Genomic DNA, 12,385 nt, shown 5'->3' on the forward strand with positions numbered 1-12,385 from the left:
AAGTCCCGTAGTAGGACTCGACGAACGCCGTGGTCCGACCGTAGCTCGACCAGAAGGAACAGTCGCAACCCCGGTAGCCCACGGGATTCATGTACGTCGCGTCGCTGTAATACGTGTGCTCGTAGTAGATCCCATTGCAGTTGGGGGCGGCGTCCTGAAGGATCCCCTCATTTAGCGAGTTGATCCTCAGTCGCCTGCTTGGCTGGCGCGTGCGCCAAGGCAGTGGCGCGGTGCAGAAGACGCAGCCATGCTGGAGCGCAAGGTGGCCCTCAACGAAGAGCAGGTGCGGACCTTCCTCGAAGGACTCTTCGAGGAGGACCTGCACGCCAGACGAGTGCTGTCGCTTTCGTACGCGACACTGGGCGCGGTGCATGCGGCCTCGCTGTCGGTGCATGCCATCGGACAGGCGCTGGCCTGGGCGCGCGGAGGCGTGGAGAAGCATGGCATCAAGCAGGTGGACCGGCTGCTCTCCAATGAGGGCGTAGACGTCTGGAAGCTGTTGCCCTCCTGGGTGGCTTTCGTCCTGGCGGAGCGGACCGAGGCGCTGGTGGCGCTCGACTGGACGGACTTCGATGCGGACGGGCACACAACGCTGGTCGCCAGCCTTGTCACCACCCACGGCCGCTCCACGCCCCTGCTGTGGATGACGCTTCAGAAGAGCGTGCTGAAGGGCAACCGAGCCGAAGCCGAGGACACCCTGCTGCTCCACCTGAAGCACTGCGTGCCCGAGGGCGTGAAGGTGACAGTGCTGGCCGACAGAGGGTTCGCGGACAGCAAGCTGTATGCGCTGCTGGGCGAGCTGGGCTTTGACTACGTAGTGCGCTTCCGCCAGGACGTGCGGGTGGAAACGGCCCAGGGCCAGCAGCAGCCCGCCTCGGGATGAATGCCGGCCTCCGGCCATGCCAAGAAACTGGAGCGCGTGCGCGTCACCGCCGACAGGGCGCCCGTGCCCGCCGTGGTGCTGGTGCACCAGAAAGGCATGAAGGAGTCGTGGTGTCTGGCCACCAGCCTTGCTGACGGCAGCGCGCGCGAAACGGTGACGCTCTACGGCCGCCGCTTCACCTGTGAAGAGACGTTCCGAGACATCAAGGACCTGCGCTTCGGCATGGGCCTGTCCGAACTGCGCGTGAAGAGTCCGGAGCGCCGTGACAGGCTGCTGTTGGTGAGCGCCCTGGCCCAGGCGTTGCTGACGCTGCTGGGCGCCGCGGGCGAAAGTTTGGGCATGGAGAAGGGCCTGAAGGCCAACACGGTGAAGACGCGCACCTACTCCCTCTTTCGCCAGGGCTGCATGTACTACCAGGCCATGCCCATGATGAAGGAGGAGCGGCTGCTGCCCCTCGTGCAACGCTTCTCCGAGCTCCTTCACGCACACCACGTCTTCCGTGAAGCCTTCGGTTTCATATGAGGGGATAGCTCAGGTCAGCAGCCCCATCAACGCTAACACGGTGGCAATCCGAGTCTTGGCCGCAAGGCGCCGCAGTTCCCCGGCCACCTTGCCGCGAATGGGCGAAAAGTTGCCGCCACCTCGGGAACGGGGAGTCACGCCTCCGGTCTCCCGATGCAGCCGAAGCACCCGGCTGACTGTCGCATCGCCAATGCCCAGCAGGTGGGCAATCTGCCCATACGTCAGATGATCACGTCAACCGTGCCCTGGGTTAGTAGCAGAGTGCCTGCGGTCTCTTCGGAACTACATCTGCAAGACAACTCCGGCGCGCTGCTCGCGGCCGTGCGCTCCGCCACCGCCTGAGCGCAATGCCTGACTGAAGTGCGACGGCCCGCTCCCGGGAGTCCTCGGGGCGGGCCGTCTTCATTCAACGCGACGCGGAGCGCGCGTTACCAGCAGGTCCCGCCGACGTACTCGCGGAAAGCCGTAATCTTCCCCCAGGCCGACCAGAAGGAGCAGTCACAGCCCCGGCCGCCCACAATTGTGGTGTACGTCGCGTCGCTGTAATACGTGTACTCGTAGTTGAGCCCATCGCAGTTTTGGGCGGCGTCCTCGCGCGAGGTGAGGTCCTGGGCCTCGGTGTCTTCCACCACGGGGCCACCGCAGCCAACCAGCATCAAACCCGCCGCGAGCAACGCACCGCTGATGAACCTTCCAGCCTGCATCCGTGCCTCCAGGGAAAGCCTATGGGTTGTACGACCTTTCCAGGCTAGCACGCAGAGATGCCTTCACTTTCATTACCGCGTATTTCGGCACATGAGAGGGACTGCCGCGCGGAGTCAGCCGCGAACGAGCGACGGCCCGCTCCCGGAAACGCTCCAGGGCGGGCCGTCTTCTCTTCATGAAGCCGTCTGCTCACTCAATCTTCAGGAATAGTAGGCCGCGTGGGGCACAGAGTCGTGGCCCGGGTGTACGTCGTCGTCTGGCCCCATCGCGTCCAGGGCCCGCAACCGCAACCGCTGTAGCCCACGACCACAGTGCGCGCCGAGGTGGAGTAGTAGATGGTCCCCTCCAGGGAGTCCATACAGTCGGGAACCAACTCCTCGCGCGAGGTGAGGTCTTGTGCCCCAGTGTCTTCCACCGGGGAGCCACCGCAGCCAGCCAGCAACAACCCCACCGCAAGAAACGCACCGCTGATGAACCTTCCAGCCTGCATTCGTGCCTCCAGGGACAGTCAATGGTTTGTACGGCCTTCCCAGACTAGCATGCTGAGAGGGTTTTTCCATCCCACCGCCCCTGCGAGGGAATGCCACCACACGTCAGAAGCGAGGCAGCCCACTCTCATCTCGGTATGACAGGGAATAGATGGAGGCACCCATCTGGGCCATGCCCACGGGGGCATCCAGCGGGGCCAGCCGAACCTCCACGAACACCAGGCGTCCGTCGCGCTGGGCGCGCACCGCCTCCGCCAGCACGGGCGCCAGCTGCTCCGGCTTCTCGATGAGCAAGGTCAGGGACTGCCCCGGCGCTCCCAGCGCATCACAGACGGCTGGGTAGTTCCACCTCGGGATGTCGTTGTAGACGGCCTCCGGACCGACGATGAGGCGTTCGATGGTGTAGCCCGCGTTGTTGATGAGGAAGACGAGCGGCTTGAGCTTCAGGTGCAGCAGCGTGGACAGCTCCTGCGCCGTCATGAGGAAGGAGCCATCTCCGATGAAGAGCAGGTGGCGCCGCTCCGGGGCCGCCGCCAGGCTCGTCCCCAGCACCGCCGGCAGCGTGTAGCCGATGGAGCACCACAGCGGCTGGGCCACCCAGGTCACCCCGCGAGGCAGCTGCGCGGACGCGAACCCCACCATGGGGCTGCCCGCCTCGATGAGCAGGACATCCTCCGGCTCGAGCAGCCCCGCCAACGCGGGCCAGAGCTGCGCGTGCGTGAGCGGCGTCCCGGCCTTGGGGGTGGGCGCCGGCGCCCGGGCCTCCGCCAGGGCTCGCAACCGCGCCGAGCGAGGGACAAAGTCCTGGGCCCTCCGTTCGCCGAGCGCCTCCTTCAGCACCTCCAGCACCTCGCTCAACACCAGCCCGCTGTACAAGGTCGGCGGCACCCCTTGCACACCCTGCCCCAGCGTCGCGCTGAAGAGCTGGAGGTCCACCAGCCGCGACGGCTCCAGCCGGAGGGAGAAGGCGTTCGTGTTCAGGTCCGTGAAGCGCGCGCCCAGCGCCACCACGCAGTCGGCGCCATCCACCCAGTCCCGCACGTACGGGTCCGACAGGCGACCGCCATAGAAGCCGAGGAACGCGGGATGTCCCTCGTCGACCAGCCCCCGCGCGGAGCTGAGCAGGGCAATGGGAAGCGCGGCGGACTCCGCCAGCGCCAACACCTTCGGCGCGAGACCGAAGCGCTGGATGTCACTGTCCACCAGCAGCGCGCAACGGCGGGCGCTCCGCAGCCGCGGAACCAACTCCGCCAGGAGCAGCCCGAGACTTGCGGGGTCGCTCCGAGGAGCCTCTTGCACCAGCGGAGCCTCGGGCGCGGGGACGTGCTGGAACGTCACGTCGGCGGGGAGCTGCAGGTACACGGGCCGCCGCTCCCGAAGACACGTGCGCAGCACCCGGTCTATCTCCTGGGGCGCGTTCGCCTGCGTCAGCACCGCTTGCGCCACGGTGAAGGGCGCCACGCTGGCCAGCGTGTTGCCGAAGTCCCCATCCCCCAGGCTGTGGTGGATGACGGAGCGCTTCTGGAGATGTGACAGCGGAGGAGCCCCGGTGATGGCCACCACGGGCACGCGCTCCGCATACGCGCCAGCAATTCCATTGACGGTGCTCAGCTCGCCCACGCCATACGCGGTGAGCAGCGCCGAAACACCTCTCATGCGGGCATACCCATCCGCGGCGTAGGCGGCATTGAGCTCGTTGCAGCACCCCACCCAGCGCAGCTCCGGATGCTTGAGCAACTGCTCCAACACGCCCAGGTTGAAGTCCCCCGGCACCCCGAAGACATGCCGGATGCCCAGCTCAAGCAGGCGAACCCACAGATAATCTCCGACGGAGACAGACGCTTCTCTCGACTTCATGAAAGCATGACTCACGGCAATTCCTTCCCCGCACAGCGGACTCACCCAGGCATCCCCAGACGCCCAGGATTGATACGAAATGAATTGCATCAAAAGTCCTGACAACTCAATCCGGGGAAACCCTGCTCTCCCCTGCCCGTCAGCTGCCCATCAGTCCGAGCTGCGAATGAGGGGGCGGCAGAGGCTTTGTACAAGGAACGGGCGTCTCGAAATACACAGACACGCCCCGCAGATGAGCCTTCTGCGGGGCCGTCTCGCTTCACCTGCGGGCGTATCGTGTCAGGGATAGCGGGGCACGTTCGGGTCGGGCTCCGGGAGCGGGATGAATTCCGTCTCACCGGGGACCTGACCGATGCGCTTCGCCGTCCAGTCTTCCTTGGCCTGCTCGATGCGCTCCTTCGAGCTGGAGACGAAGTTCCACCAGATGTGACGCGGCCCGTCCATGGGCTCGCCCCCAAAGAGCAACAGGCGGGACTGGGCGGCCCCACCACCCCGGGCGACGACCTCCGCGCCCGGACGCAGCACCAGGAGCTGACCGGGGCCGAAGCTCTCGCCTCCGACCTCCACCTGTCCCTCCGCGATGAACAGGCCGCGCTCCTCATGCACGGAGGGCACGGGAAGCCGGGTGCCCACGTCGAGCTTCACGTCCGCGTAGAACAGCGGCGACTGGGTGCGCGCCGGAGACTTCTCCCCGAACAGCCCGCCAGCGATGAGCCGCAGCTCCAGGCCGTGGTCCTTGATGACGGGCAGCGCGTCCGCGGGCGTGTGCTCGAAGGACGGCGCGACCTCTTCATGCGAGCCGGGCAGCGCCACCCAGAACTGGATGCCGAACAGCCGGTTCGCCTTCACGCGCGACTCCAGCGGCGTGCGCTCCGAGTGCACGATGCCGCGCCCAGCCACCATCCAGTTCACCGCGCCCGGACGAATGGTCTGCACCACGCCCAGCGAGTCCCGGTGCAGCACTTCGCCGTCGAACAGATACGTCACCGTCGCCAGACCGATGTGTGGATGAGGGCGCACGTCGAGCCCCTTTCCCGCCTGGAGCACCGAGGGCCCCATCTGGTCCAGGAAGATGAACGGCCCCACCATCCGCCGCCGCGACGACGGCAGCGCCCGGCGCACCTCGAAGCCATCTCCCAGGTCCCGCGTGCGCGGAACGATGACAGTCTCCAGCGCGGAGCCAGGCTCCGCGTCGACATAGGGTTCCTCGGGCATCTTCCAGGCCATCGGCTCACACTCCTGTAAAAATTCGACCCATCCGCACATGCCATGGGTAGGCACAGACACTCCAGGCCCATGCGCCTTCCTCCCCTTCGAGCCGGAAGAAAGACGTTGTCAAGCGCAGGCATCGCCACGCCTGCCTTTTCCAGAAAAACAGATGCCAGCATTTACGGCTCACACCGTATCCACGGATGATTCCGCATTCCCTCCCAGCTGTCACTCCCTCGACAGAGGGAGGGAACTGTCTCAATCCCCTGGAGGATGTTCTGAAAGCCCCGTGCACGGCTGTTCGATCTGGTGTTCTGAGAAGCGTTGTCGTGAGTCTGCTGCTGTTGGGAGTCCTGGTCGGCGGTGAAGCCTCCTCCGCGCCCTTCACCCTCTTCGAGAGCGGGCAGGTGCGCCCCCTGGCCCTCTCTCCCGATGGCAGGCTGCTGTTCGCCGTCAACACGCCGGACAACCGGCTGGAGATCTTCCGTATCGGCAACAGTGGCCTCAGCCACCGGGGTTCGGTGCCCGTGGGCCTGGAGCCCGTGGCCGTCGCCGCTCGGACGAACAACGAGGTCTGGGTCGTCAACCACCTGTCGGACAGCGTCAGCATCGTCCGCGTGGACGCGGAGGGAAGCGGCGGCATCGTGACGCGCACGCTGCTCGTGGGTGACGAGCCTCGGGACCTGGTCTTCGCGGGCCATGGCCGGCGGCGCGCGTTCATCACCGCGGCGCACCGCGGCCAGAACGCGCCGTTCGACCCCCAGCTCACCACGCCGGGCGTGGGTCGGGCCGACGTCTGGGTCTTCGACTCGGAGCACCTGGGCAGCTCGCTGGGTGGCACGCCGCTCACCATCCTGTCGCTGTTCGCCGACACGCCCCGGGCCCTGGCGACGACGCCAGACGGCTCCAGGGTGTACGCGGCGGCCTTCCACTCCGGCAATCGCACCACGGTGCTGCATGAGCTGGCCATTCCCAACGGTGGCGAGGCCGAGGGCGGCGTTCCGGGCCCCAACACCAACTTCGCGGGCGTCCCCGCCCCGGAGGTCTCCCTCATCGTCAAGCACAACGGGCAGGACTGGGTGGACGTGCTGAACCGCTCGTGGACGCCGCAGGTGCGCCTCTCCCTGCCGGACAAGGACGTCTTCGCCATCGACGCCACCTCCAACCCGCCCGCGCCGCTCACCGGCCGCGGGAGCGTCTACGCGGGCGTGGGCACCATCCTGTTCAACATGGTGGTCAACCCGGTCAACGGGAAGGTGTACGTCAGCAACACGGAGGCCCGGAATGACCTGCGCTTCGAGGGATCCGGCACCTTCGCAAACACCACGCTGCGCGGCCACCTCCACGAGAGCCGCATCACCGTGCTCGGCTCCAACAGCGTCACGCCGCGCCACCTCAACAAGCACATCGACTACGGCACCTGCTGCGCGCCCACGCCCAATCCGGAGAGCGAGAAGAGTCTGGCGCAGCCGCTGGGCATGGCGGTGACCTCCGACGGCGCCACGCTGTTCGTCACGGCCTTCGGCTCCTCGAAGCTGGGCGTCTACTCCACCGCGGCGCTGGAGGCGGACACCTTCGTGCCGAGCGCCGCGAACCAGATTCAGCTCACGGGCGGCGGCCCCACTGGCCTGGTGCTGGACGAGGCGCGGCGGCGGCTCTACGTCCTCACCCGCTTCGACAACGCCATCTCCGTCATCAACACGACGACGCGCCAGGAGATCGCCCACCTGCCCATGTACAACCCGGAGCCCGCGAGCGTGGTGGAGGGCCGCCCGTTCCTCTACGACGCGCGGAACAGCTCCAGCCACGGCGACTCCTCGTGCGCCAGCTGCCACATCTTCGGCGACTTCGACAGCCTGGCCTGGGACCTGGGCAACCCGGACGGCGCGGTGAAGAGCAATCCCAGCCCCGTCGTCCCCATCCTGCCCGAGTTCGGAAGTGATCCGACGTTCGGGCAGAGCACGGCCTTCCACCCGCTGAAGGGTCCCATGACGACGCAGAGCCTCCGGGGCATGGCCAACCACGGCCCCATGCACTGGCGAGGAGACCGCAACGGCGGCGACAGCGCGGCGAACGCCCAGCCCAACAACGGCGCCTTCAACGAGGCGGAGGCCTTCAAGCAGTTCAACCCGGCCTTCATGGACCTGTTGGGCCGAGGCTCCCAGCTGACGCCCCAGCAGCTCCAGAAGTTCACCGACTTCGCGCTCCAGGTCGTCTATCCGCCCAACCCCATCCGCAAGCTGGACAACTCCCTCACGCCCTCGCAGCAGGCGGGCCGGGACTTCTTCCTGAACACGATGACGTTCTTCCACGGGCCTTGCGGTTCGTGCCACACGCTCGACCCCAACTCGAACCCTGGCGAAGGGGTCTTCAAGGGCTTCTTCGGCACGGACGGACGGTCCTCGTTCGACGTCGTGCCGCAGTTCCCCAAGGTGCCGCACATGCGCAACCTGTACCAGAAGGTCGGAATGTTCGGCGCGCCCTTCGCCACGGGCAACCTGCCCGTGGACCCCTTCCTCGGGGACCAGGTGCGCGGCTTCGGCTTCAACAGCGATGGCACCGTCCCCACCCTCTTCGCCTTCAACAGCGGCTTCGACTTCCACCCCATCTTCAACTCGGTGGGCATCCCCGACACGCCGGAGGGCATCGCGGCGAAGCGGAACATGGAGCAGTTCATGTTCGCCTTCGACACGAACCTGGCGCCCATCGTCGGGCAGCAGGTGACGCTGACGGCCGCGCAGGCCGCCGTGGCGGGGCCGCGCATCAACTTGCTGGTGGCGCGCGCGAACGCGGGCGAGTGCGAGCTGGTGGCCAAGGGCCGGGTTGGCCCGCACGATGCGGGCTTCCTCTACGTGGGAGGAGGTCAGTTCATCGTCGACCGGCAGGGCGTGCCAGGCGTGGCGGATGCGCACCTCCGCACGGCAATCACGGCGGGCAACGGCGTGCTGACGTACACATGTGTGCCCCCTGGCTCGGGGACGCGCATCGGCATCGACCGGGACCTCGACGGCTTCCGGGATGGTGATGAGCGGGCGGCCGGCACGAACCCGGCGGACCCGGCGAGTCACCCGTAATATACTGAAACACAAATCAAGGAATCCGCCTCATCAGGGCGGGGAGGCCTGGCCAATCTTGCGCATGTCTGGGCAAGCCTCCTAGAAATGTCTGACGCGTCTCGCCCTGTCTCATCGGCTGCCGTGCCCCCCGCGGCAGCCGTCGCTTACTCATCCTCGTGAGGGCGACGCGTTGACATGCTCGACGCCCTCTCCTTGTCGGCTCCCTCCCCGGCTTCGTTTCCTTCCAGTATCGCGGACGCCTTCGAAGCCCAGGTGGCGCTGCGTCCTCACGCCGTCGCGGTCAGCAGCGACGGCGTGAGCCTGACGTATGCACGGCTCGACGCGCGGGCGAACCAGCTCGCGTGGCGCCTGCGCGCCCAAGGCATCGGTCGGGAGCATCCTCAGGTGGGTGTCTGTCTGCCTCGCACGGCGGACCTGCTGGTCACCCTCCTGGCCGTCCTCAAGGCGGGAGGAGCCTACGTTCCGCTCGATCCAGACTATCCGTCCGAGCGACTGCAACTGATGGCGGAGGATGCGGGAGTCCACGCCATCGTCACCCAGACAGGCCTGCGCTCGCGCCTTCTGTCGGGCGATGTGCCCACGCTGTGCCTGGACGCGATGGAAGCGGAGCTGGACGCGCTTCCCACGCAGCCGCCCGAGCGCGCGGTCTGCCCGGACGATCTGGCCTATGTGGTCTTCACGTCGGGCTCCACGGGCAAGCCCAAGGGCGTCTGTGTTCCTCACCGGGGCGTGCTGCGACTGGTGCTCGGCGCCAACTACGTGGACGTGAGCCCGGATGACGTGCTGCTCCAGTTCGCCCCCGTGGCCTTCGATGCGTCGACCTTTGAAATCTGGGGCGCGCTCCTCAACGGCGCGCGGCTCGCCGTGTTCACCCAGGGCGCCGCGGGGCTGGACGAGCTGGGGCCCTTCCTGGAGGAACAAGGCGTGACGGTGGTCTGGGTGACCACGGGCCTCTTTCATCAGCTCGTCGAGCTGGGCCTGCCCGGAATGGGCCGCGTGCGTGAGCTGCTCACGGGAGGCGAGGTCCTCTCCGTGCCCCATGCGCGCAAGGCGTTGGAGCAGCTTCCGCACATTCGCCTCGTCAACTTCTACGGCCCCACCGAGAACACGACCTTCACCAGCTTCCACCCGATGCGCGGAGCATTGGAGGCCGAGGACACCACGGCCGTTGCCATCGGCCGCGCCATCACCGGGACGCGGATGTATGTGCTGGACGAGGTGATGCAGCCCGTTCCCGTTGGAACCGTGGGTGAGCTGTACACGGGAGGCCTGGGCCTCGCGTGGGGTTACTGGGAGCGCGCGGACCTGACGGGAGAGCGCTTCCTGCCGGACCCGTGGAGCGACCTGTCCGGTGGCCGCATGTACCGCACGGGAGATCTGGTGCGGGAGCGCGCCGACGGAGCCGTGGAGTTCATTGGCCGTCGCGACCATCAGGTGAAGCTCCGTGGCTTCCGCATCGAGCTGGGAGAAGTGGAGAGCGCGCTGCGCCAGCATCCCTCCGTACTGGAGACACTCGCGCTCGTGCGAGAGGACTCGCCGGGAGACCGGAGGCTGGTCGCGTATGTCGTCGCGCGAGCGTCTTCCGTCGAGCTGCGCGAGCACCTGCAACACCTGCTCCCTGGCTACATGGTGCCAGCCGCCATCGTGGTGATGGACGTGTTGCCGCTCACGCCCAACGGCAAGGTGGACCGCGCGTTGCTGCCCGTGCCCCAGGCGCACGCCGAGGACTTCGTCGCACCGGAGTCGGCGCTGGAGAGCGCCGTCGCGCGCATCTGGGCGGAGGTGCTGGGCGTGGGAGCGGTGAGCGCCACCGCGAACTTCTTCGACCTGGGGGGCCACTCGCTGCTCGCCACGCAGGTCATCACCCGGATGCGCGAGGTGACACGGCTCCACCTTCCGCTGCGAGCCCTCTTCGACCGGCCCGTTCTTCGAGAGCTGTGCACCAGTCTCGAGGAGACCACGAGCGCGTTCTCCGAAGACGTCATCCGGACAGCACGGGGCGAGGCGCGCCTGGGCCCATCGTTCGCGCAGCAGCGGCTCTGGTTCCTGGACCGGTGGATGCCGGACACGGCTGTGTATTCCCTGCCGATGGCGTTCCGCGTGGAGGGGCCGCTCGACATCGCGGCTTTGGAGCAAAGCCTCCAGGCACTGGTCGACCGGCACGAGTCCCTGCGCACGACCTTCCCGGGTGAAGGCGCTCCCCTACAACACGTCGCGGAGTCGGTGTCCGTGCGGCTGGAGCGGAGCACCGCGAGTTCACTCGAACGGGCGCAGGTCCTGCTGCGTACGGAAGCGGAACGGCCGTTCGACCTGGCGCGCGGACCGCTCTTCCGTACGCTGCTGGTGACGCTCTCCGAGCACGAGCATCTCCTGCTGCTCAACCTGCACCACATCATCTCCGACGGCTGGTCCTTCGGCGTCCTCTACCAGGAGCTCTCCGCCGAGTACCTCGCTCGCCTCCAGGGGGTGACCTCCTCCCTCGCACCTCTCTCCATCCAGTACGCCGACTTCTCCTCCTGGCAACGGGACTGGCTCTCCGGCGACACCCTCTCCTCTCAGCTCTCCTTCTGGACTCGCCTCCTCGACGGCGTCCCTCACGTCCTCTCTCTCCCCTCTGACTTCCCTCGCCCCTCTCTCCAAAGCTTCGAGGGCTCCACCTTCCGCTTCTCCCTTCCCCTCCACCTTCGCGACTCCCTCGACTCCCTCTCCCGTCTCCACGGTGCCACCCTCTTCATGGCACTGCTCTCCTCCTTCCAGCTCCTCCTCTCCCGCTACTCCGGTCAGCTCGACTTCCTCGTCGGCTCTCCCATCGCCAACCGCACCCGCCCCCAGCTCGAATCCCTCATCGGCTTCTTCGTCAACACCCTCCCTCTCCCAGCTCGCCTCTCCGGCAATCCCTCCTTCCTCGACGTCCTCCTCCGCACTCGCGACTCCTGCCTCGGCGCCTACTCCCACCAGGAGCTTCCCTTCGAGAAGCTCGTCGAGGAGCTCCACGTCGAGCGCGAGCCCGGACGCAGTCCGTTGGTCCAGGTCCTGTTCGCGCTCCAGAACGCACCCGGAGGACAGCTTCAGCTCCCAGGGCTTCACGTCGCTCCGCTGGAGCTGGAGACACGGACCTCGCGGTTCGAGCTGTTCCTCGCGCTGGAGGAATCCGCGGAGGGACTTCGAGGCTCCATCGAGTACTCCACCGCATTGTTCGCTCCGCGCACCATTGAACGGATGGCGGAGCACTTCGTGCGACTCGTCGAGGCGTTCGTCCGCGCACCCGAGCTTCCCTGTGGACAGGTGCCGCTCCTCTCCGGTGATGAGCAGCGCCAGTGGCTCATCGACTGGAACCGCACGGCGCGCCCGTATCCGTCCGAGTCGTCGCTCGTGCGGCTCTTCGATGCACAGGTCGCCTTGCGGCCGGAAGCCGTGGCGATTCAACATGGAGCGCGCTCGCTCACCTATGCCCAGCTCGATGCGCGCGCCAATGCGCTGGCTCGCGAGCTGCGAGTGAATGGCGTCGACCGACGGCACCCGCAGGTGGGCGTGTGCCTGCCTCGATCCCCGGAGCTCATCGTCGCGTTTCTCGCGAGCCTCAAGGCAGGCGGTGCGTACGTCCCGCTCGACCCCGAGCACCCCACCGAGCGGCTCGCCTTCAT

Annotated in this window: 5 protein-coding genes and 1 pseudogene; 3 read left to right on the plus strand and 3 right to left on the minus strand. The window is 67.1% G+C overall.

Translation table 11 applies throughout. The features are described from left to right. The first annotated feature begins 247 nt into the window (after positions 1-247). Positions 248-1,405 (plus strand): annotated as a pseudogene (locus ACN469_RS25430) (IS4 family transposase). 428 nt (positions 1,406-1,833) lie between these two features. Here ACN469_RS25430 and ACN469_RS25435 read toward each other — a convergent pair. From ACN469_RS25435 to ACN469_RS25445, 3 genes are all read right to left on the minus strand, one after another. Then, positions 1,834-2,109, minus strand: coding sequence for a hypothetical protein (locus ACN469_RS25435; RefSeq protein WP_498771634.1), 276 nt, complete (start codon positions 2,107-2,109; stop codon positions 1,834-1,836). Positions 2,110-2,703: 594 nt separating this feature from the next. Next, on the minus strand, positions 2,704-4,455 hold the full coding sequence (locus ACN469_RS25440) for an alpha-keto acid decarboxylase family protein (protein ID WP_498771636.1): 1,752 nt from the start codon (positions 4,453-4,455) through the stop codon (positions 2,704-2,706). 279 nt (positions 4,456-4,734) lie between these two features. Beyond that, positions 4,735-5,682 carry a pirin family protein gene (locus ACN469_RS25445; RefSeq protein ID WP_498771638.1) on the minus strand — a complete coding sequence of 316 codons (948 nt, stop codon included), beginning with the start codon at positions 5,680-5,682 and terminating at the stop codon, positions 4,735-4,737. Positions 5,683-5,867: 185 nt separating this feature from the next. Here ACN469_RS25445 and ACN469_RS25450 point away from each other — a divergent pair, with 185 nt between their 5' ends. After that, complete coding sequence (locus ACN469_RS25450) at positions 5,868-8,738, plus strand: hypothetical protein (protein ID WP_498771640.1); 2,871 nt, start codon at positions 5,868-5,870, stop codon at positions 8,736-8,738. Between the two features lie 177 nt (positions 8,739-8,915). Further along, the coding region (locus ACN469_RS25455) for an amino acid adenylation domain-containing protein (protein WP_498771642.1) at positions 8,916-12,385 on the plus strand (3,470 nt) is incomplete at its 3' end.

It is taken from the genome of Corallococcus terminator (assembly GCF_049194865.1).
GTDB lineage: Bacteria > Myxococcota > Myxococcia > Myxococcales > Myxococcaceae > Myxococcus > Myxococcus terminator_A.